This is a genomic window from Prevotella brunnea, from assembly GCF_008016795.1.
Classification (GTDB): Bacteria; Bacteroidota; Bacteroidia; order Bacteroidales; family Bacteroidaceae; genus Prevotella; species Prevotella brunnea.
This window is the reverse complement of record NZ_SDIK01000022.1, coordinates 45474-68222: the sequence shown is the minus strand read 5'-3', so window position 1 is coordinate 68222 and position 22749 is coordinate 45474. Positions and strand designations below refer to the sequence as shown.

Here is a 22749-nt window from a genome sequence, read left to right as displayed (position 1 = left end):
ACTCCTTGTTATAGGGAATGGGGAATGTATGCCGAATTTACCCACCTAATATAATAAAGATGAGCGACATTGACGAAATAATCGAGAGTGGAATGGTTTTTAAGGGTGCGCCAAAGTCCAAGAAAGCCGAAGACAAGATCAAGACCAAAGCAAAAAAGAAGAAATACATCACGGGGGCTCACGGCTCGGGAAGTGCGAAACAAAAAGCGAAATATCGCCAACAACGAGCCAACAGGCACAAATAGCCTCATGAGGAATAAAGTTTAGCCCAAATCGGTCATTAGGATTTTTCTTTGTCGCACGACAAAGAAAAATCTTTCATCTTGTTCCAATGGTGTCCTGAATGATTTTGTTGAAACCTCACGCAAAGTTGCATCAAGTCATGCGACTTGACGTATTTTGTTCCAATCTCGAATAGCACAAATTTCCTCATGCCTCCAATTCGTATTCGGATGATGGCAAACAGACGCTTGATAGCGCACATTCGACTCAACCATCACCACGAAATTATATTACAAAAACCACACCCGAAGTACACCTCATAACTTATTGATAATCAGAATGATATTAATTACGATTTAAAAGCTTACCTTTTGCACTCCGATTCATGACCTTTTGCATTGCAAAAGCTTACCTTTTGGAAAGCAAAAGCTAAGCTTTGGATAGATGAATGAAGAAAATTTAGGACATTATCGAACTTTTTCCATATCGCCGGGAAGGATTTTCGCTTTTTCAACGAACCGACTAAACAAAGAGAATATGCTTGTCTTTTATCTTGATCCGGACAGGGGCAGGGGTTGATGCGAGTTTATTGCGTATGGCTTTTAGTTAGTAAACAGCTGAATAACAAACCCATATAACTGAATATTTCCGATGGCGGTCATTAGAAACAAGAAGTAAAACAATTACTTTACTTTATGATAATGCCGTTGTAAATTCTACCGGAGCGGATGCCCAATCTTCGTGCCGAGAAGTAATCATCCACCATATCGTAGGTACAAATACCTGTATCAAGGATATTTTCGGCAACAAGTCCTGCTCTTTCCAAATCCAATTGATTACACATCCGGATATCAAGATGCCATTTCATTTCCGGTTCTTCAGCATTCAACCCGAAAGCAGGGAATTGTTTTGCAATGGCAGTCATATCAAAGCCGGCAGAAGCAAAAGCGTCATAGACCTCTTGCCCCACCTCAAAGTTCTCTATTGAGATTCCCGGACCTATCACCGCCTTTAAGTCCTTAGGCTCAGAGCTAAATCCAACAACCATTTCCCGAATTGTTTTCCACACTATATGTCGTAAAGTGCCACGCCAGCCGGCATGAATGGCAGCTGTCGCACGCTTTCTCTCATCATAAACAAGCACGGGAATACAATCCGCCGTCGAAACACCGATACAAACTCCCGGCACATTGGTCATCACGGCATCAACACCATCAAGTATCTTATCACGAGTGATTTGCGACAACGTGAAAAACTCTTCCTCAATACGGCGCGAATCAATCTTATGAATCTGATGCGGAACTATTAGTTTATCAACGGATAGTCCCAACGCTTCAGCCAACGCCTCGCGGTTGGTCGCCACATTTTTAACATCATCGCTACAATACCTATTAATATTGAACTCGGCATGACGTCCCCTGCTCACTCCTCCGTGTCGCGTACTACTGAAAGCCACAATCTCCGCACCCAAATCGTAATAATGTAACTTTGGTTTAATCATCCGTATATTCAAAGTCGTCAAGTTCTTCGATATCATCGATTTCCTCTTCGCTTACACTATCGATTTCTTCCACGTCCGCTCCTTCAGCGTGTATCTCAGCTTCAAACCGTGTCATATCCTTATCGCGATGCACCAACGTGTCCTCCGACGTGATATCTTGCAACTTATTGCTTTCTGCATTGAGCTCTTTCCAAAGTAAATCCTTCAGGCTGTTCAATCCCATTCCTGAAACAGCCGATATAAAAACCGTTGGTAAATCTGTGGGGAGTGTATCTTTCAGCATTTCAATCAACTCATCATCCAACAAGTCGCTCTTGGTTATTGCCAACACCCTGTGTTTATCAAGCATTTCCGGATTGAACTGTCTCAACTCATTCAACAAAATCTCATACTCTTTCTTGATATCATCAGTTTCTCCGGGCACCATGAAGAGCAAGAGTGAATTGCGCTCAATGTGGCGCAGAAACCTCAATCCAAGTCCTTTCCCCTCGCTTGCGCCCTCTATAATTCCGGGAATGTCCGCCATCACGAAGCTTTGGTTATCGCGATAGCTCACGATTCCCAAGGAGGGTTCCATCGTGGTAAAAGGATAATTGGCTATCTTGGGTTTTGCACTCGACAAGGCAGACAGTAAAGTGGACTTGCCGGCATTCGGGAAACCCACCAATCCCACATCAGCGAGCAGTTTCAGCTCAAGAATGACGGTCATTTCCTGCATGGGCTCTCCGGGCTGAGCGTAGCGTGGTGCCTGATTGGTGGCGGTTCTAAACTGGAAATTCCCAAGTCCTCCCCTGCCCCCCTTAAGCAAAACGACCTCCTGTTTATCGAAAGAGATATCGCAGATAAACTTTCCGGTCTCCGCATCGTAAACCACGGTTCCACAAGGCACGTCTATATACATATCCTTTCCATCGGTTCCATGACACTTGTCGCGTCCACCGTTTCCTCCATGCTCGGCATAAACATGGCGTTGGTATCGAAGATGCAACAGCGTCCAATAGTTGTGATTGCCGCGAAGAATGATACTGCCCCCCTTACCACCGTCTCCTCCATCGGGTCCACCGTAGGGATTATACTTCTCTCGTCGAAGGTGCATGGAACCTTTCCCGCCCTTTCCGGAACGGCAATATATCTTTACGTAATCTACAAAATTGGATTCCATATTCTATTTTCTGAAATCTCCCCAAGCTTTTCCGAACAAAGTGGATGCCCCATTTTCTCTCATAGTTTGAAAAAAGGCAGACACCCCATGGAAATGCTTGGGGAGATTTTGTTTACAAATTATCAATTACTTGTGCTATTCTCGCGAATATCTCATCAATGGTGCCCAGCCCTTCCACATGATGGTGGATGCCTTCTTTCTCATACCAATCGATGAGTGGTGAGGTTTGTGTGTGATAAACGTGCAAACGCTTCTTGATGGTTTCCTCGTTGTCATCGGAGCGTCCACACTGCTGACCGCGAAGCAGCAATCTCTTCATCAATTCCTCTTCCGGAACGAAGAGTTCAATCATGGCTGCTACCTTGTGTCCACGCTCAGTGAGCATTTTTTTCAAAGCTTCCGCCTGCGGTATGGTGCGTGGGAAGCCATCGAAGATAACCCCCTTGTGCTCTTTTCCGAAGCTATCGTAAACACTCGCGAGGATATCAATCATCAACTCATCCGGAATGAGCTGCCCATTATCAATGTATCCTTTGGCAGTCTTGCCCAATTCCGTACCATTCTTAATCTCCGCACGGAGCACATCACCGGTAGAGATGTGCTCAAACCCGTACTTTTCAATCATCTTGTCGCTCTGGGTACCTTTTCCCGCACCCGGCGCACCGAAAATCACAATATTCTTCATTATTCTTTTACTAATGTGTAAATATCTCTCAAGTTCCTTCCCTGCTGATCGTAGTCCAATCCATAGCCCACAATAAAATCGTTGGGAATTTCCATGGCGGCATACTCTATGTTCAAGGGTACTTGCAACTTGCCGGGTTTCACCAACAACGAACTGATGTGCATACTGGCGGGGACGCGTTTTCCCAAAGTTTCCATCATGCGTTTCATAGTGGCACCGGTGTCCACAATGTCTTCCACAATAACGACATGCCGCCCACGAATATCCTCGTTCAGTCCTATTACCTCCTTAATCTTTCCCGTTGAAGCCGTGCCTTCGTAAGAAGCCAGTTTCACGAAAGATATTTCACAGGGAATGGTAATAAACTTCATCAAATCGGCGGCATACATGAACGCTCCGTTCAGTACGGCAAGGAACAACGGATTCTTACCTTCCATGTCGTGATTCAGCTTTTCTGCCACATGCCTGACTCTCTCCAGGATTTCCGCTTCGGTGATAGAAGTCTCAAACGTTTTGTCTTTTATTGTTACCCGACTCATTGTACTAACTCTGTTATTTTGCGCAAATTTACGAAATTTATGCCAAACAATCTATAGGATTGACATTTATTTTGTAAATTTGCGTACGTTATGAAGATATTTACAAGTGCTCAGTTACGCGAGCTTGACAAATATACAATTGAACACGAGCCCATTCGTTCGGTAGATATCATGGAGCGTGCCGCCAAAGCAATGACCCATGCCATCATGGAAGAATGGAACACCAACACGCCAATTGTCGTTTTTGCCGGGCCGGGCAACAATGGTGGGGATGCATTGGCAATGGCTCGTTTGTTATTGACGGAAGGCTACAAACCGAAAGTTGTTCTCTTCAACATCTCGGACAAGCTTTCCGAAGATTGTGCCATCAACAAACAACGCCTCGTAGAGATCAAACATTTCAAGGACTTCACTGAAGTAACAACCACTTTCGACCCACCTGAACTAACTGCCGACACTTTGGTCATCGATGGTTTGTTCGGAACTGGCATCTCAAAGCCATTGGCAGGTGGTTTCGCATCGCTCGTGAAATACATCAACCAAAGTCCGGCAAAAGTCGTGAGCATAGACATCCCTTCCGGGCTCATGCCTGAAGACAATTCACTAAACGTTACCGCAAACATCATTCGAGCCGACCTCACGCTGACACTCCATCAAAAGAAACTTTCTTTCTTCTTTAGCGACGCACAAGCCTATTTGGGTAGGATAAAAATACTCGACATTCGCCTGGATCGGAACTTCATAGATAAAACCGAGTGCCAATTTACACTATTGGAGGAAAAAGACATCCGTCCTCTCCTGCTTCATCGCAACGATTTTGCGCACAAAGGACAGATGGGCAACGCGCTCATCATAGCCGGATGCTACGGTATGGCAGGAGCTTCCATCTTGGCAACCAAAGCCTGCCTGAGAGCCGGAGTGGGCAAGGTTACGGTTCACACACCGAAAAAGAATTACGACATCATGCAAATCTCAGTGCCGGAAGCAGTGATGCAGATGGATCATGAGGAAACTGCCTTCTCGGAGGCTGTCGATACTGAAGATTTCGATGCCTTGGGAATAGGTCCCGGCTTGGGACAGATGGAGAACACCGCCATAGCGATGATTTCACAAATACGACGGGCGCAATGCCCCGTGGTGGCAGATGCCGACGCCTTGAACATTTTGGCAAGCCACAGAGCATGGATGCAACAATTGCCAAGAAACATCATCATGACACCACACCCACTGGAATTCGACCGAATCAGCAGTGTTCCCGCCAATTGCGACTACGAACGTCTGCAACAAGCCCGGAACATGGCGCAGGGCATTCACGCTTTCATCCTGTTGAAAGGGCATCGCAGCGCGCTCTGTCTGCCAAATGGCAACGTAATATTCAACTCAACCGGGAATAGCGGCATGGCAACAGCCGGCAGTGGCGACGTGCTCACGGGCATCATCACCGGACTGTTGGCACGTGGCTACAAGCATGCCAACGCCTGTGCAGTGGGAATGTTTCTACACGGATTGGCAGGCGACTTGGCTGCGAAGGAACTTGGAAAGGAAAGCCTTGTGGCAGGCGACATCATCAGGTATCTTCCGGAAGCATTTAAGAAACTAAACGACTAAAATCCGTCTCTTGTCCCACTCGCCTGATTTCTCACAGTGAGGCCTCCATCTAAGGTAAATATTTTTTACAGCCACAATCCAAAGAAAATAATCCCATAACAGATTGTTAATGAATACAATACCCAATTTCTACAAATAGATTGATTTCCGAGTTTCCAATAGCTTACCTTTTGCAGTTCAAAAGCTAAGCTTTTACAGTTCAAAAGCTAAGCTTTTGCAACACGAAACCTTAGCTATGGAAATAATTACGAATATTCTTTACAAACAGAGCGAACAGAACCGAAATAAAAATAGCGGTGATTTCATTAACGAAACCACCGCCATTTGTTTTATATTCAACCAATCCCGGATGTATTAATCGAGGTTGGCAAGTTTATTGTCCGAGCCGAGTACATCCTTGATTTTCTCGCTGTACAAGTCGATCATGTATTCGCGTGCCTTGCCACAATACTGACGTGGGTCGAAATACTCGGGATGTTCCACCATCGTTTGGCGAACACCTGCCGTGAAAGCGAGGCGAGAATCGGAGTCGATATTGATTTTGCATACGGCACTCTTGGTAGCCTTGCGAAGCTGCTCTTCAGGAATACCAACGGCATTGGGCAGCTTGCCACCATTGGCATTGATAATATCCACATATTTTTCGGGAACGGAAGAAGATCCGTGCAGCACGATGGGGAATCCGGGGAGTTGTTTCTCCACAGCCTCCAACACATCGAATGCCAATGGAGGAGGTATCAATCTACCGGTCTTCGGATCACGCGTGCATTGCTCCGGTGTGAACTTATATGCACCATGTGATGTACCAATGGAAATAGCCAAAGAGTCGCAGCCGGTACGAGTAGCAAAATCCACCACTTCCTCCGGTCTGGTGTAGTGCGATTCCTCTGCCACAACGTCATCTTCAACGCCGGCAAGCACCCCAAGTTCGCCCTCAACGGTTACATCAAACTGATGAGCATAATCAACGACTTTCTTTGTCAAGGCAACATTCTCCTCGTAAGGAAGTGCCGATCCATCAATCATTACCGATGAGAATCCAAAATCCACACAACTCTTACAAACTTCGAAGCTGTCGCCATGGTCAAGATGGAGCACGATTTCCGGATGTTTGCAACCCAATTCCTTGGCAAACTCTACGGCACCTTCGGCAAGATAACGAAGAAGCGTTTGGTTAGCATACTTGCGTGCACCCTTCGACACCTGAAGAATAACAGGCGATTTCATATTGGAAGAGGCGGTAATGATTGCCTGAAGCTGTTCGAGGTTGTTGAAGTTGAATGCCGGAACAGCCCATCCGCCGTCAATTGCTCTCTTAAACATCTCACGAGTGTTTACGAGTCCTAAGTCCTTGTAATTTACTGCCATGATAATATTATGTATTTAAAAATGAATAACCATCTTTATTCTTGTCATTTGCAAAAATAACATTTTATTTTCTGAAAACCAAACCTCAATCAAGATTTCATATAAAGTTATTGTTAAAATAACGCTCTTTGTTGTTTATTTATCAATTCGCGGCAATAATTTCGTTACACAGCTTAGATACCATCCTCAAGTTTTCAAAATATTCTTCAGCAAAAACGTTGCATTCTGATTGCGCGCCACGCCGGATGTTATTTTATAAGAATAGGTTATCCTCTCTCCCAACTCTATTTCAAAACAATAATTATGGAAACGTCCAGGCATTTCATCCGCAAGTTTGGATAGTTCGAGATCATGAGTGGCAATGACGCCCGTAACGTTTTTCTCAGATATATATTGAAGGAAAAGTCGGGAGCCATTGAGTTTATCAAGCGAATTGGTGCCTTTGAGTATTTCATCTAAGATAATAAGGCTTGGCACAGTGGGTCGCAGCGAGTCGATAAGTTGGCGCAAGCGAAGCAGTTCGGCATTAAAATAAGAAATGCCATGTGTCAGATCGTCGGTAGTTCGCATATTGGTAAACAACCGAAAAACAGATACCCTCATAGAATCGGCAAAAACCGGCAGAGCATTCATGGCAAGAATATAATTCACTCCCAGCGTGCGGAGAAATGTGCTCTTACCTGCCATATTTGCTCCGGTAATGATAGAATAGTCGAGATGATGAATGTTAAAATCATTTTTCACGGCTTTCTCACCCAAAAACGGATGATAAATCGCTCGTGCTTCATAGCAAACCTCATTTTGTTCGACAACGTTTGCGGCATTTGCTTTATCTTCATTCATGTTGAAAGTCGCCATCGACACCAAAACATCAAAAGTTCCGACAGTTCCAATCCACTTGTCGGCAACACTCCCACATGTTTTCTGCCAATTTAGGAAATGCCGAACGATGATGATATCCAAAAGTCCGAAACTGTTAAAAAGCACAACTCCCAATTCATTGCTGCGGTTATCTATTTTCTGTAGGATGCGCTCCAATCGTTCGAGCGAATCTTTTGCGCTCAAAAGTTGTGCCTTCAACGTGATGAGTTCCGGTGATTGAAAAGTTTGTTCATTGACCAATGATGAGATGTTCACGTAACCTCTTATCTGAGCTTGTAATTTTGAAACGACTTCATTTATCAGTTTAATGTATTTATGCGAACAAAGCATTGCCAAAAAGAAATTAAACATGCCCCACCACAACGGAAGAACACCCGGAAGGAAGCCCCGTATCGAAAAGAACACGCTAAAATAAAACCCGGTCAGGTTTGCGTAAATGAAAAGACGAAATAACTGAGTGGAAAAATAACCGGGTATTTTAATGCCGGAAATATTGGCAAAAGCTTTTTTCACGGCATCCGTGTCTATCATCTTTTGTACTCCCTGCGCCTTAAAATGCGACACAAAATATTCATTGGAGCTTAATTCGGCTATGGTTATGCCACGCTGTTTAATGTGTTTCACAAGTTCTGTTGCCGACATTGCTTCCCAATTCCCGGAAAGATGCGCAGCCAAACAATCGCTGCCACCCGATGATATGGTGCGATTGATGCGCTGAAAAAGAGAGCCTTCTCCAAAAACATCAAGATCGTATGTAAATTGATGCATTGTGTCTATATAACGTTTTCCGTTATCGAATTTAGAGAAATCTCCCTTTTGATAACAAAGTTCTTTTTCATAAACCAATTTCAGATTTTCATTCTTTTCTATTCGTTGGTCGTTCAATATATCTCTGTGCCGTATGAGAAAGTAAAAAAACAAAAAAGCCAGTGCCAACAACAATGTCCATGCTCCGTTCTCCAACATGGTAAAAAGAACTATAAAAACAATTATCGACAGAAAAGAAAGAACTTCGCTCACTACAAACCTCTTACTCTTTGCACGCAACGCGATAAGTGCTTTTGAAAGTTCATCTACTTGACGATGATAGTACGTGTTCAAATCTTTGTTCATGTTTGCAAAAGTAACAAAAAGTATAAAAATTGATTTGTCGTTATACAAAAATTACCATATCTTTGCAAATTATAAAAGCATATGTTTTACAATGAAAAATAAACTATTTGCAATTATTTGCATAGTCTTTACGACAATAACCATCTCTGCATCGACCACGCTACCCATAAAGGGTTCCATCATCAGCCCCTCGGACAAGAACATCCGTTATGTGGGGCGCATCAGCTTCAAAGATGTGGAACGTCCGATGTTCAATTGGCCCGGTATAGAAATTATCGCACGGTTTGAAGGTACGTCGCTCAAGATGATTGCAAAGCCCAAAAGCGGTTATTTCATGTGTGAAATCGACAATGCAGCACCTTTCAAGGTGAGCTTCAACGCTCCAAAAGACTCGGTTGTAAATTTGGCTGTAGCTCTTCCCGAAGGTACGCATGAAGTGAAACTAACCTACACCATAGAAGGCATGTCCCGACATGCGGAGTTTCGCGGATTTGTATTGGACGAAGGATGCAAACTGATTACGCCTCCCGAACTCCCCGACCGCAGAATAGAGTTCATCGGCAATTCCATAACTTGTGCTTATGGCATTGAAAGCACAGACAAAGCCGACCCTTACGAGGACGAGACGGCAAACCACTACATGAGTTATGCCGGTATCGTAAGTCGCAATCTTCATGCGCTACACACCGCTGTTGCCAGAAGCGGCATCGGTGTTTATAGGAATTACAATGGACCGAGAAGCGGAAACAAGATTACCATGCAAGAAGAGTTCTACAACACCATCTACGGAGACAACCGAGAGAAATGGGATTTTACGAAATGGACACCGCAAGTGGTCTGCATCAATCTGGGCACCAACGACTTCTCTACCAACAACTACGATGCGTCATTGTATGAAAAAGCCTATCGCAAGTTTCTCCTGAAAGTGCGGACGGCGTATCCCAATGCGAAGATCGTACTGCTCAATGGTCCGATGATGGCCGAAAAAACGCATAACATCCAAGGCAGCATCCTCGATAAACTCACGAGGGAGTTCAACGAAAAAGGCGACAAAGACATCTATCGGTTCGCATTCACACCACAGACGGGCGACCTCGGCTACGGAGCCTGTTGGCATCCGAGCCTCCTCCAGCACGGGCGGATGGCAGAGGAACTCACGCCTTTTCTGCAAAAGATTATGAACTGGTAGGTGAAGGCTGCGTATTGCCCGACCTTGCAAGTCGGGCAAACCCTTTCAACACATCCCATTATCAGAAGATTTTTCAGACAAAAAGCAACCCACTGAATACCAAGGAATTATATTCTCACTTACAAAAGATGAGCTTTCGCCGTTCAATAGCTGACCTTTTGCAAAACAAAAGGTGAGCTTTTGCCATGCGATAGCTTAGGAAAGGATATTCACCTCCAACCAAACATCGAATCGCAGATCCCCATTCGGTATCGAAAACTTTGCTTTGTGTACGGCGTCAATGACCAATTACAGTTCAGCATGAAACTCTATGACAACTCATGAGAATAAGACCATATCGGTCATTTAAAAGAACGATAAACAAACTGCTCGCAATCAAATAAAATCAGTACTGCCCCAGACGAGCGATTTGGATAAAAAAAGGAAACGAGAAGCAGCGTTCCCATTTCCTTTTTTATGGTTTCATCAACCTTGCGTAAGTGCTGACAATCCGTAAGCCTACTTTTTCCCAGTAAATGTAGCGTGGATGGCAGCTGGAGATTTGCCCAGTTTGTAGTTGTTAAGTATGGTTACTCCGCCTTGTTCATCGAACGACACAGTCATGTCGCCAAGTTTTTTCGCCTCATACTGGCCTTCAGGAGCTGGTCCCAGTTTGCAGGTGAACTTGATACCATCATTCCTGTAATCGCGGAAGTAAGCGTTCTTCGCGGCGTCGAAAGCCAAATTGCTGATGGTGTAGGTGTCAAGGACGATGTTGCCCATCGGTGTCCCAGTGTAGGTTTCCTTTGAACTTGTCACATTGATAGTGCCATCGGCATTCTTGCTGATGGTATAGGTGGCATTCTCAACATTGTAAGGCCCCAGTCCGAATGCTATCAGCGAGTTCTTTCCCGTATATGACCCTTCGATTGTGTTTTCAGCGACAGGACTGAACTCAATGCTCTTGATGTCGCTGGCATTAAATGTTACCGACGTACCGTCATTTTTGTTTACGACTACTGTTTGTGCATGGGTATAAGAAGCTGCCGTCAGGACAACAACGAGGAGTAAAAATATTTTTTTCATTTAACGATGAATTTGAATGTTTTAGAATATGTTTTTACGATAAATATGCCAGACTTTCCGTTGAGTGGTATCTCAACTGTTCCGCACTGACTTGCGGTTGCGCTGCCAATCACCTCGCCGTTGACAGCATAGACCGTCACCTTGCGGCCAGCTGGGAGTTGCTCACCCTTAAGGGAGCTGCCGATGGTAAAGATGCCTGTTTTGGAGCTGGCATCAACCGATGTTATGCCAGTGGCTTCTGTAAATTCAATCTTGCGATAATCGGCAATGGGATACTGAACCGTTTGCTTTTTGGTCGTAAGTACCAGAAAATCGGATGTGAAAGACACTACAGGTTTGTCGGCTAATGCGAAGAACGTCGCCGTTCCGTCAGCATCGCTGACCTTGACATGCACGTAGTCGGCAGCCATGGCCGAAACACCAGCCATCGACAGCAGCAAAAGGCATGTCAGTTTTCGTAAATTTGTTTTGAATCTCATATTGTTTGAAGTTTTTTCGAGTCTGAAAACGGATGCAAAAGTAAACAATATGGAAAACAATCGCAATCCTTATTTATTGGGATTTTTACGTCAGCATTTGTCTTTGCTTCAATTCCAGGTACTTATTAATGACATCTATGCTGAGCGCTTCGGGCCTTGTCAGCAGACTTAGGATGCCATGCTGTTGGAGTTTTGTGACAATGAGACGTTTCTCGTAGGCGAATTTCTCAGCTATGACATGCTGGTAATAATCCTCCGTGGTGCGTTTGTCGGACTTTATAAAGTCGTTCAATTCCGAATCCTCAAAGAAAACCACCAGCAGGCGATGGCGTCGGCTGAGCATCTTCAGGTAAGACAACTGCCTCTGCAGGGCCGACATTCCCGAAAAGTTGGTGTAGAGAACCAGTAGGCTCCGTTTGCTGATTTGTTTGTTCACATTTACACAAAGATTGCTGAAGTCGGTCTCGCTGAAATTGGTCCGCTGATTGTAGAGAGCACCGAGAATGTGCTGCATTTGCCCCGGACGGCGAGACGGGGTGAGCAATGTGTCGAGCTCATCGGAGAAGGTTATCAGTCCGGCCTTGTCCTCCCGGTGAATGGCAACATAGGAAAGCACCAGCGACGCATTGATACTATAGTCCAAAAGCGTCATACCATTGAACGCTTGCTGCATGACGCGTCCTTTGTCTATCACCGAATAGACCTGTTGCGACCGTTCCTCTTGATAGACATTCACCATCAATTGATTACGACGGGCACTGGCCTTCCAATTGATGGAACGGTATTCGTCGCCTTTCACATACTCCTTTATCTGCTCGAACTCAGTGTTGTTGCCCACACGACGGATGCGTTTGATGCCCATATCAGTGAGGTTGTTGCTCATGGCCAACAGTTCGTAATGGTTCAGCATGAGATAGGAAGGATAGACTTTCACATTTTTGTCCTCGCCCTCTGTGTATCGGCGCTCCACTAACCCCAGCATGGTATGCGCAAAGATACGTATCTTGCCGAAGTCATATTCTCCCCGTCTGACAGGGCGCAACGTGTAGGTAAGTCGGCGGACAGCATGTGCGGGGATGACGAGACGGTATTCCACGTCTCTGCGCTGAAAGACTGCGGGTGTCTCATCGATGACCGTCGTCCTAATCATAAACGGATAGGCACTCTCAACCTTGATTACCACTTTGTTGTCATCGCCATTTGACAGGCGGTCGGCACACTCACGCGTTGCTTTAACGGCCTTTTTATAATAGAGTAGCACAGCATCGGTCAACAAAATTGCCAGAAAAGCGCACAACAATCCTTTCCCTATCGTGAACAACAGAGGAAAAGCAAAACCAAGTCCGATAATCAGAGCATTGGCCGTCAACAAGATGTAAAACCTTCGAGATAGGTACATTGATAATCTTTTCTGATGATGAAGAGTTAAAAGAATTGGGAAATTTTTCGTTCCTTACTTGGGCACTTCCACCTTCTCTATCAGCCGCTGGGCAACCTTCAGCGGTGTGTAGCCTTCCATCTCCGCCTCAGCGGTGAGCATGAGACGGTGCTGAAGTACACTCGGCGCTACAAACTTGATGTCGTCTGGCGCAACGAAGTCGCGGCCATTGAGAAGAGCATAGGCCTTGGAGGCGTTGAGAATGGCCACCGACGCACGGGGGCTCGCTCCGAGATAGACTGCCTTTGAGGTGCGCGACCGCTGAACAATGGAGGCAATGTAGCCAATGAGACTCTCTTCGACATAGACTTTCTCAAGCATCTTGCGCATGCCAAGCAATTCATCGATGGAGAGAACAGGCCGCACACCTTCAAGGCGGACGAGGTTTCGTTTGGCCTGATGACGCTTCAATATGTTTATTTCGTCCTCCAAAGAAGGATAATCCATCGTCACTTTAAACAAGAAACGGTCGAGCTGCGCTTCGGGAAGGCGATATGTACCTTCTTGTTCGACAGGATTCTGCGTAGCAATGATTGTATATAGGTCGCCCATCTGCCTTGTCGTGCCGTCGATGGTGACCTGTCGTTCCTCCATCACCTCGAAGAGGGCGGCCTGTGTCTTGGCTGGGGCGCGGTTGATTTCATCCACCAAAACAAGTTGCGAGAAAACCGGTCCCTCGTGGAAATCGAACTGTGAGGTCTGCATGTTGAACACTGTTGTTCCGAGAACATCACTCGGCATCAGGTCGGGCGTGAATTGAATGCGCGAGAAACGGGCATCAATCAATTTTGAGACCAGACGTGCCAGCAGTGTTTTTGCGACACCTGGCACACCCTCAATGAGCACATGTCCATCGGCGAGGATTGCTGTCAGTATGAGATCAACAGCCTGTTGCTGTCCTACAATCACATTGCCTATCTGCTGATGTACCTCAGCAATCTTGCCACTGAAAACGGTCAGGTCGGTTCGTTCAACTGTATTCTCTTCCATAATTTTCTATTGCATTTATAATTGGTTCAATATTTTGTCCATAGCGTCAACAAGCTCTTTCAGTTCGGAGTCTGATGTCTTGGCGGCATCTTTCAGCTTTCTTATTTTCAGTAAGGTATTTTCCACTTCCTGACGGGTCAGCCCTGTGTGGTTGGTTATCAGCGTCACCGTTTCGCGCTGCTCTTCATCGGCCATGATGTCGGCCATGATACTGCGACGGATGGTTTCGGCAAAGTAATTACACTTCTTTGTCAGGATGTCGCGATTGTCGTGGTGCTGATGATAGAGGGTTCCGATGAGTCTCACAAACTCAAGCGATTTGTTTTCTGGTGGTGTGACAACGGGGATGACACGCTGGCGACGACGTGCCGTGAAGACAAAGAAAAGCAGGAGTCCGAAGAGAGCAAGATAGACAGCCCATCGGAGTGGCTCCTTCTCTAAGAAATAGCTCAACGGAGAGTTTGATCCGCTGGACGATTTCGGCAGATAGGCCTGCGTCCTCACCACCTCCATGTTGCCAAACTGTGATATGGTTCGAAAAATCAACGGATTGATATCCTTATCAAGTATCCCGTAATTGGTGAACAACTGCGGGACAGCATTAAGCAAAAGCGTACCCTTGCCTATGCGCATGGAGATTATCTTTGGTTGCCAACCCTCGGTTGTAGGCTGTATGGCCTGCGTGTCGGCAAGTTCGATATCCAGCTTCCTGTATTGCAGCAAGGTGTCACACTCTATTCTTTTTCTGTATTCAAAGCCACCACTCATCAATGGATAGTAAACACGGAACATTCGTTTCTGATAAGGTTTTTGGTCCGCCCACCAAAGGGTATCCATCGGATCGCCCATCTGCTGCAGACTGATTTGCACCATACGTGGGCTGAAGGTACCATAACTGTCAATCCAGACAGGAATTACATCTACACACCTGCTCTCTGGTCTATAGTCGTGCACCACCAACATGATTTTATTTCCTCTGCGAAGCAGCTGTTTCATAGCTTTCAAATCTGTTACGGTCGGTGTGAAGTTGATGGCATTTACCATTATTGCACGAGGTTGTTTACCTTCTGACAGCAGTTGGGGCAAGGTTTTGTTGGTAACAGAATAGTCTTGAGATAGTGAACTCTGCACCAGCGAGTCGAATACGGCACAACCAAAGGGCTGACGGTCGGTGTGAAGGTAGGTGGGTTGCCAGACAAACTTGCTGGGAGCATTCCATTGGAGGACAAACACAAACACAAGGAAAGCCAAAACGCCCAAAACAAACTTACGGTTCATGGTTGCCCTCCTTCCGTTATTTCTTTCTGCAACTCCAACATCAAAGCCACTTGGGCACCGTCAGCCTGATAATTTCCATAGCGAACTCGCATAAAGAGATTCGTGAAACGAACGAAAGCAGGCAAAAGGAATTCCTTGGTGTATTGTGTCGGGGTCTTGTATATCTGCCAGTTTATGCGATGATTATCGGCCAACCAGCGAAGCGTCTGCAAATAGACGATACACACACACCGATTGTAATCATTGAGTCGCCGTGCCTTATCAAACTCCGCCTCAAAGTCAATGCCGTAGATGTTGTTCTCCTCGAAAGCATTTTTCGACGACCGTCCTTCTGTTCTGAAAAGGGCCGGTTTGTAGCGCCAGAGCAAATATCCTACCACGCCCAACAGGGTCAACGCCACAAGAATGTAGAGCAAAATCCGCACGTCACCATCGGACTTGATGGAGAACACATCATCGAGGAAACGGCTTATCTGCTGAAGAATCCATCCAAACAAGCTGCTGTCTGGTGCTTCAAGCTCACGAGCATAGTTGTAAGCCTCATCAGACTGAAACTGATGAAGTAGTGAACTGTCGCACGTTAGGGTGTCCTTGAGCTGTGAGAGCATTGGCAAAGCAGTTAGACTAAGTCCTCAAAATTATCTATTTCCTTGCTTTTGGCAGACATTTCCTCAAAGCGTTGTATGTCCTCATCTACCGAGACATCGTCCATTTCCTCAGCCAAGCTACCGTACTGATAGCCCAGGCCAATTGTGTTCAGTGACATTGAGAGATACATTCCGAAAGTCTGAATCACAGCAAAAAGGTAGAGAGCGAAGCTGAAGATGGATGAATTGACTATGGGATTCTCATTGTCGCTTACCACAAACAAGGCTTTTACCAAGAACATGATGTACCATGGCAGCATGAAACACCCCTGAATGACATTCGCAAGGATATTCAACACAAGCAAAAAGCCCAAGATAGCCCAAAAATGATGCGCCGTTAGCCTTATGCTTTGCCTAAGAGAGTTGAACACTGTCTGACTGTCCTCGAAGATATAAATAGGGTATGCCAATGACAGGGGTACGATAGCGACCACAACCAGCAAAACAAGCAGTAAGAGAATCCCCCACCATTCCGTAAGATAGACTATCAAACCAAACACCGCATATAACAACAACACAATCGTTCCCAAAGTTAAACCCATAATGAGGGAACGCTTGGCAGCCTTAATGATTTTCGGTTTGAGGTCTTTCAGTGTGACCCCTCGCAGTCGTTCGTCATTTTCGTGGTAATGACGCATCATCGCATAGGTAAAAGCCGCCAAGAGAATGCTTCCTATCAAGATAAAGATGAAATAAGAAACATAAGATATGATTAGTTTTACGACAAGGGAATCCCCTATGTTTACCGCCTCATTGACTGCCATATCCGAAAAGATGGAGGTCAAATAATTCAGCGAAAACGCTTGCAACAGGCTAAGAGGAAGGAGCAGATACAAACATCCTTTCAACCATAATTTGCTGTTTTCCTTGAGAAAGTCGAAAGTATCTGAAAACTTATCGCCGAAAGAGCGAACTTTATAGAGTTGAATTTTGGGGCGTTCTATCTGCATTGTGATTACGTTTATAAGGTAAATAAATAAAATAAAATACGACAAATATCGCCGAAAGGGCTATGATGGTCAGCCGAAGCTCGTCGCCCATGTCTGTATGCCGTGTGAGAAAACTCTCAATGAATCCTGCTATGATAAACAAAGGTACTGTCCCAGCCACTATTTTCATGCCTCGCCGTGCACCACACTTGAAGCTCTCAAGACGGGAATACGTACCAGGGAAGAGCCATCCATTACCCATTGCCAAGCCAGCGGCACCAGCCACTATGATGGACGACAGCTCAAGCGTGCCATGAAGCATGGTTGCCATGAGGCTTTCGCCAAGAAGCCCCTGTTGATAGAAGAAAGTATCGAAGCAACCGATCATCAAACCATTCTGAAAGAGTATCAATCCAGGAATGAAACTTGTGAGCAGACCTGACACGAAGATATTGAACGACACCATTATATTATTGAAGGTGATTTGCCAGAACATGGAATCCGAGGGAGACAAACCATAAACACCCATCGGATGTCCAGCCTTGATGTTCTCCATCGTCATGTCCATATAGGCATCGCCCATGATAAGACGGGGGAAATCACTGTCGCCGACCGTTGAAACCACTCCGACAAAGTCACTTACGGCGAAAATCAGGAAGGAAATCAGGAGCAACCGCCGTTCGTTCCACATCACATCGGGCACTTCTTGCGACCAGAAAGTGATCAATCTTGTCCACTTCTCGCGCTTGTTCCGATATATCTCGTTGTGCAAGGCCGAGGCAAGGTTGTTCAAATAAGCCGTGATTCGTGAGTTGGGATAGTGGGTTTGTGCAAAGGCAAGGTCAGCCGTCAGGTCGGTATAGACATCGGCAAGGTGGTCCGGTGAATCGTTCGTGGCTTTTTCCACAACGCTTTCCGTAGCTCTCCACTTGTCAATGTTATTCCGGATGAACAATATCTCTTTCATGAAATTAGAGGTCTGACCGTACTTTTACTTTAGTTTAGCAGCAAAAGTACAGATTTATTCTTATATTTGCAACAGAAAACAGAAATTCTTTTGACTACGATCATGCCTGAATCCAATATCATTACGGGACAATACGTTCGCATCAATCAAACCGCAGCCAGCATCGGGACACGCCTTGTGGCAAGAGGAATAGACGCCATCATAGTGGTTGCCTATGCCATTGGAATAATTCTGCTGATGGAACAGGCCATCACTATTAACCGCTATTACATCTTTGTTTTTCTTCCGGCAATCCTCTATTCGTTTCTCTTCGAGCTCTTCAACAACGGACAGAGCCTCGGCAAGATGATCATGCATATTAAAGTGGTGAAAATAGATGGCAGCACACCCACCATAGGCGACTATTTCATGCGTTGGCTGTTGCAAATCATCGACATTGACATGATGGGAGTGGGCGCATTAGCCATCCTCCTCACCAAGAACAGCCAACGGTTAGGCGACCTCGCCGCAGGCACGATGGTCATCAAGCTGAACAATTACCGGCAATTGCAGGTCTCGCTCGACGAGTTCTCTTATCTGGAGCGCAACTATATGCCAGTTTATCCGCAAGCAGAGGACCTCACTCTCAAGCAGATTGACGTCATCCAACGAGCCCTCAACTCTGACTATGGGCAAGAACGCAACAACAGAATAGAATTATTGGCCGAGAAAGTACACAGTATGCTCGGGATTTCCTATGACAAAACGAGTGCGGAAAAATTCCTCTACACAATAGTAAGGGACTATCAGCACTACTCGCTGGAAATCGTGTGACACCTACCTATTATATTGATATAGATTAGACACTTTGCTAAAAGAGTTGATTAAAATTTTAAAATGCGTACTTTCGTCAGGAAAATTAAATATTTCACATAAAAGCACTTCTGCAATTACCAAGGCTTAAATTTCGACAAAAATACAAAATAAACACTTGCATTCATGCTTTTTAGTTGCAAAACTGATATTTTTTTTATTCTTTTGCAAAATACAGCTTGAGCCAATTGGCATCAATAAATTACATATTGTTGGCGATGGGAAGAAAAAGACACGATTTTCTTTGGTGTTTTGATTTAATTTGGATAAATTTGCGGTATCATTTGACAAACTAACACTAACATAAACATTTAAAGTTACAATTACTATGGAAGTTGTTAAAATTATGAAAGCTCTGGAGCAGAAGCATCCAGGTGAGTCTGAGTACTTGCAGGCAGTGCAAGAGGTTCTCGAATCTATCGAGGAAGTTTACAATCAGCATCCCGAATTCGAGAAGGCTAAAATCATCGAAAGAATGGTAGAGCCTGAACGTATCTTCACGTTCCGCGTTACATGGATTGACGATAAGGGCGAAGTACAGACTAACCTCGGCTATCGCGTACAGTTCAACAGCGCAATCGGTCCGTACAAGGGTGGTCTTCGTTTCCACAAAGCTGTTACACCTTCAATGTTGAAGTTCCTCGGTTTCGAGCAGACCTTCAAGAACGCGCTGACAACATTGCCCATGGGCGGTGGTAAAGGTGGTTCCGACTTCGACCCGGTAGGCAAGTCTGAAGCTGAAATCATGCGTTTCTGCCAAGCATTCATGCTCGAGCTCAAACACAATATCGGTCCCGATCAGGATATCCCTGCCGGCGACGTAGGCGTTGGTGGTCGCGAAATCGGTTTCATGAACGGTATGTATCAGAAACTCACACGCCAATACCACACGGGCGTGCTCACCGGTAAAGGTCTCACCTGGGGTGGTTCTTTCTTCCGTCCTGAAGCTACAGGGTTCGGTGCACTCTACTTCACAGAGCACCTCCTCAAGAAAGCCGGCAAAGACATCAAGGGTAAGAAAATCGCTATCTCCGGCTTCGGTAACGTGGCTTGGGGTGCTTCAAAGAAAGCAACAGAATTGGGCGGTAAGGTAATCGCTATCTCAGGTCCTGACGGTGTTTGCGAAATCCCTGACGGAATGACAGCCGAGATGAATGACTACATGCTCGAAATGCGTTCTTCCAACCGCAACAAGGTAGAAGACATGGCTACTAAGTTCCCGGGCAAGGCTAAGTTCACAGCTGGCAAGAAAGCATGGAGCATTCCTTGCGACATCGCTCTGCCATGTGCATTCCAGAACGAGCTGAGCGAAGACGACGCTAAGGAGCTGAAAGCTAATGGTTGTTGGTGCTGCTGCGAGGTTTCCAACATGGGTTGCCAACCGGGTGCCATCCACTTCTTCCAAAAGAACGGCATCCTCTTCGCACCGGGCAAGGCTGTAAACGCAGGTGGTGTTGCTACTTCCGGTCTTGAAATGACTCAGAACGCAGCTCACCTCAATTGGGCTCCTGAAGAAGTAAACGAAAAACTCCACTGGATAATGCAAAGCATCCACGAGCAGTGCGTTAAGTTCGGTACACAGCCGGATGGTAGCGTTGACTACGTGAAAGGTGCCAACATCGCAGGCTTCATGAAGGTTGCGCAGGCTATGCTTGAGCAAGGCATTATCTAATAGGTTTTCTCCGTCAGCCACAAGCTAAACAAGTGGCGACGACAATACAGGGAGGAAACAGAACAAAACTTTTGAATATGAAGAAAATCAGAATCCTCCTAATAGTATTAACATCATTTGCAGGCTTTACCATCTCGTCATTGTGCAACGCACAGACGAGTGGTAAAGCCTCTTATTATAGCAACAATCTGCACGGACGCAAGATGAGCAATGGCGAACGTTATAACCGCGACGACTTCACTTGCGCACATCGCTCCCTACCTTTCGGTACAAAACTCAAAGTTACCAATACCAAGAACGGACGTTCAGTAGTGGTGCGCGTTACCGATCGCGGTCCATTTGTCAGAGGAAGGGTGGTTGATCTCTCGTATGCTGCGGCAAAAGAAATTGGCATGATTTCGAGTGGCGTGGCTTACATCAAGGTTGAAAGACTGGAGAAGGAAACAGAAGTGCCCTACGCTGCCAATCCAAACATCATTCATGTGCCGGAGATAGAATACGGTTTGGCGGGTGTCTGCTATGAATTCATCCCGGAATGGAAGGAAAACAACAAGTTGGAGCAGCCCAAGAAGATAACACGAAAAAGACAACACCCCACCAAGCAAAATCAACAACCGCAAAAGGAATCTAAATCAAAGAGCTGGACAAACTTCTTCAAGAAAGTAAAAGAAGGCGTAACGGGGCTGTTTGAGTAAGCGCGAGATTTCTTGCTTTTTCACAAATTTTCTTATCTTGGGGCAGACAATTCCCCACACCTGATTTCAACCTCCATGCTTTCTCGTTCTAAAAGCTAAACTTTCAAGACGAGAATCACAGCCCAATGTTTATCAGTGCCCTTCTTCTCTGTCCCTGACATTTTCCATAATGCACTTACGGCGATGGCAAACCGGTTCAATTTGACAAGAAGAAAGGCATATCGACTTCTCGATATGCCTTTCTTTATGGTTGCTTCTCATCGTCAAGAAGCAATGTCCCAAATCAGAGATTATTGTTATCTTTCTTCCATTCAGCCACAGCGGGGATGATACCCAAACTAACAATCTCTTCACGCATTTTGCAGAGGTGGTTGTAAGAAGCCTTGAGCGAAGCCATTTCCTCATCTGTACCCTTTGGTAGCTCATAGTGAACTCCGGTGGTGTCAATTGTCGTCGGCATCGCCATCATTACGTTGTGGAAGCCGAGTTCATCGTTGTTCACATAGCAACCGGCAGGCAACGTGAACTTCTCGCCACCCATGGCAGCCTCTATCATCTTCACCGCATTGTGAGCCGGGCTTTGGAAGGAGCTACGTCCGCGCAGTTTAATAATGGTGGAACCACCCTGTACCGTGCTGTGTTTGATGCTTTCCCAACGATCGGCTGCCAAATTCATTTCCGTCAGTGGCTTGCCATCAATTTTAACCTGCGATGCAAATACTGCCATCTGTTCGCCGTGACCGCCATAGGTGTGCGCACCCGTAACTTTGTCTTGCTGAACACCAAACTCCAATGCCAGCGCTTGTTGCAGACGAGTGGAGTCGAGAGCAGCCAAAGAGGTGAGCTGGTTGGGTTTCAAACCGGAATGGATGAGTGCCGTGAGTGCCGTAACATCAGCCGGGTTGAAGATAACGACAACAAATTTAACCTCCGGACAATATTTCTTAATATTCTCACCGAATTCTGCGGCAATCTTGCAGTTGCCTTTCAACAAATCTTCGCGAGTCATACCCTCCTTGCGAGGTGCGCCGCCTGACGAGATGATGTATTTGGCACCGGTGAATGCCTCTTCGGGATTGGTTGTCCAAGTGATGTTGGCACCCGGAAAGCCACATTGAGCTATTTCGTTAGCTACACCGTGAAGTCCCGGTTCGTAGATATCATAAAGACACACGTTGGGAGTGAGACCAAGCGTGAGAACGCTCTGAGCCATGTTTGAACCAATCATACCGCCTGCACCGACGATAACAAGTTTCTCGTTTGTTAAAAATGACATAATAGTTTACTTATATTAAATTGAAATACTAAATTACCCTCTATTATTTTTATCCGCAAATTTACTAAAAATTGAGTAAACATCCGCATTTTTTCTCGTCTTATTTGTTATTTATTCTAAAACTACTTTGTTTGCCATCCGGGGATAGCAAATAATCGTGAAGTAAGATTTGAAAAATGGGGATGTATCAGA

General features: G+C 45.6%; 21 protein-coding genes. 6 read left to right on the top strand and 15 right to left on the bottom strand.

Features of this window, described 5'->3' with window-relative positions; genetic code table 11:
* Positions 1–59: 59 nt before the first annotated feature.
* Positions 60–245 (top strand): hypothetical protein, encoded by a 186-nt coding sequence (locus ETF27_RS03745; RefSeq protein WP_130830014.1) that lies wholly within the window; start codon positions 60–62, stop codon positions 243–245.
* 665 nt (positions 246–910) lie between these two features.
* Here the strand turns inward: ETF27_RS03745 and pgeF are convergent.
* The 4 genes from pgeF to hpt form a co-directional block, all read right to left on the bottom strand.
* Positions 911–1723 carry a peptidoglycan editing factor PgeF gene (pgeF, locus tag ETF27_RS03740; protein ID WP_130830015.1) on the bottom strand — a complete coding sequence of 271 codons (813 nt, stop codon included), beginning with the start codon at positions 1721–1723 and terminating at the stop codon, positions 911–913.
* Positions 1716–2885, bottom strand: coding sequence for a GTPase ObgE (obgE, locus tag ETF27_RS03735; RefSeq protein ID WP_130830016.1), 1170 nt, complete (start codon positions 2883–2885; stop codon positions 1716–1718). The genes pgeF and obgE overlap by 8 nt, the downstream gene beginning before the upstream one ends.
* A gap of 112 nt (positions 2886–2997) precedes the next feature.
* The gene (locus tag ETF27_RS03730) at positions 2998–3570 is read right to left on the bottom strand and encodes an adenylate kinase (RefSeq protein WP_130830017.1); all 573 of its coding nucleotides are present in this window, start codon (positions 3568–3570) and stop codon (positions 2998–3000) included.
* Positions 3570–4109 (bottom strand): hypoxanthine phosphoribosyltransferase, encoded by a 540-nt coding sequence (gene hpt, locus ETF27_RS03725; RefSeq protein WP_130830018.1) that lies wholly within the window; start codon positions 4107–4109, stop codon positions 3570–3572. Before hpt ends, ETF27_RS03730 begins: the two co-directional genes overlap by 1 nt.
* Before the next feature lie 90 nt (positions 4110–4199).
* On the opposite strand from hpt, the gene ETF27_RS03720 reads away from it, so the two are divergent.
* A complete protein-coding gene (locus ETF27_RS03720) occupies positions 4200–5717 on the top strand; it encodes an NAD(P)H-hydrate dehydratase (protein ID WP_130830019.1) in 1518 nt (505 codons plus the stop codon).
* Positions 5718–6071: 354 nt separating this feature from the next.
* Here the strand turns inward: ETF27_RS03720 and ETF27_RS03715 are convergent, their stop codons facing one another.
* Both ETF27_RS03715 and ETF27_RS03710 read right to left on the bottom strand, forming a co-directional pair.
* Positions 6072–7085, bottom strand: coding sequence for a class II fructose-bisphosphate aldolase (locus ETF27_RS03715; RefSeq protein WP_130830020.1), 1014 nt, complete (start codon positions 7083–7085; stop codon positions 6072–6074).
* Between the two features lie 186 nt (positions 7086–7271).
* The gene (locus tag ETF27_RS03710) at positions 7272–9080 is read right to left on the bottom strand and encodes a MutS-related protein (RefSeq protein ID WP_130830021.1); all 1809 of its coding nucleotides are present in this window, start codon (positions 9078–9080) and stop codon (positions 7272–7274) included.
* A 91-nt stretch (positions 9081–9171) separates the two neighbouring features.
* Between ETF27_RS03710 and ETF27_RS03705 the strand changes: the two genes are divergently transcribed.
* Entirely contained in the window at positions 9172–10269 is a 1098-nt protein-coding gene (locus ETF27_RS03705) for an SGNH/GDSL hydrolase family protein (RefSeq protein ID WP_130830022.1), read from the top strand.
* 498 nt (positions 10270–10767) lie between these two features.
* Here ETF27_RS03705 and ETF27_RS03700 read toward each other — a convergent pair whose 3' ends face one another.
* The 8 genes from ETF27_RS03700 to ETF27_RS03665 form a co-directional block, all read right to left on the bottom strand.
* Positions 10768–11334: a calycin-like domain-containing protein gene (locus ETF27_RS03700; RefSeq protein ID WP_130830023.1), complete on the bottom strand. Its 567-nt coding sequence runs from the start codon at positions 11332–11334 to the stop codon at positions 10768–10770.
* Positions 11331–11813 carry a T9SS C-terminal target domain-containing protein gene (locus ETF27_RS03695; RefSeq protein WP_130830024.1) on the bottom strand — a complete coding sequence of 161 codons (483 nt, stop codon included), beginning with the start codon at positions 11811–11813 and terminating at the stop codon, positions 11331–11333. The genes ETF27_RS03700 and ETF27_RS03695 overlap by 4 nt, the downstream gene beginning before the upstream one ends.
* A gap of 85 nt (positions 11814–11898) precedes the next feature.
* The gene (locus ETF27_RS03690; protein ID WP_130830025.1) at positions 11899–13212 is read right to left on the bottom strand and encodes a DUF58 domain-containing protein; all 1314 of its coding nucleotides are present in this window, start codon (positions 13210–13212) and stop codon (positions 11899–11901) included.
* A 54-nt stretch (positions 13213–13266) separates the two neighbouring features.
* Entirely contained in the window at positions 13267–14241 is a 975-nt protein-coding gene (locus tag ETF27_RS03685) for an AAA family ATPase (RefSeq protein WP_130830026.1), read from the bottom strand.
* Between the two features lie 15 nt (positions 14242–14256).
* Entirely contained in the window at positions 14257–15519 is a 1263-nt protein-coding gene (locus ETF27_RS03680; RefSeq protein WP_130830027.1) for a DUF4350 domain-containing protein, read from the bottom strand.
* Positions 15516–16127 carry a DUF4129 domain-containing protein gene (locus tag ETF27_RS03675; RefSeq protein WP_130830626.1) on the bottom strand — a complete coding sequence of 204 codons (612 nt, stop codon included), beginning with the start codon at positions 16125–16127 and terminating at the stop codon, positions 15516–15518. The genes ETF27_RS03680 and ETF27_RS03675 overlap by 4 nt, the downstream gene beginning before the upstream one ends.
* 11 nt (positions 16128–16138) lie before the next feature.
* The gene (locus tag ETF27_RS03670; RefSeq protein WP_130830028.1) at positions 16139–17116 is read right to left on the bottom strand and encodes a hypothetical protein; all 978 of its coding nucleotides are present in this window, start codon (positions 17114–17116) and stop codon (positions 16139–16141) included.
* The gene (locus ETF27_RS03665; RefSeq protein WP_130830029.1) at positions 17082–18062 is read right to left on the bottom strand and encodes a stage II sporulation protein M; all 981 of its coding nucleotides are present in this window, start codon (positions 18060–18062) and stop codon (positions 17082–17084) included. The genes ETF27_RS03670 and ETF27_RS03665 overlap by 35 nt, the downstream gene beginning before the upstream one ends.
* A gap of 102 nt (positions 18063–18164) precedes the next feature.
* Here ETF27_RS03665 and ETF27_RS03660 point away from each other — a divergent pair, with 102 nt between their 5' ends.
* The 3 genes from ETF27_RS03660 (at position 18165) to ETF27_RS03650 (ending at position 21281) form a co-directional block, all read left to right on the top strand.
* The gene (locus ETF27_RS03660) at positions 18165–18875 is read left to right on the top strand and encodes an RDD family protein (protein WP_130830030.1); all 711 of its coding nucleotides are present in this window, start codon (positions 18165–18167) and stop codon (positions 18873–18875) included.
* Positions 18876–19242: 367 nt separating this feature from the next.
* Positions 19243–20586, top strand: a complete 1344-nt coding sequence (gdhA, locus tag ETF27_RS03655; protein WP_147785506.1) for an NADP-specific glutamate dehydrogenase — start codon at positions 19243–19245, stop codon at positions 20584–20586.
* 77 nt (positions 20587–20663) lie between these two features.
* Entirely contained in the window at positions 20664–21281 is a 618-nt protein-coding gene (locus tag ETF27_RS03650) for a septal ring lytic transglycosylase RlpA family protein (protein ID WP_130830032.1), read from the top strand.
* Positions 21282–21564: 283 nt separating this feature from the next.
* On the opposite strand, the gene ETF27_RS03645 is transcribed toward ETF27_RS03650, so the two are convergent.
* Positions 21565–22557, bottom strand: a complete 993-nt coding sequence (locus tag ETF27_RS03645; protein ID WP_130830033.1) for a malate dehydrogenase — start codon at positions 22555–22557, stop codon at positions 21565–21567.
* Between the last annotated feature and the right edge of the window lie 192 nt (positions 22558–22749).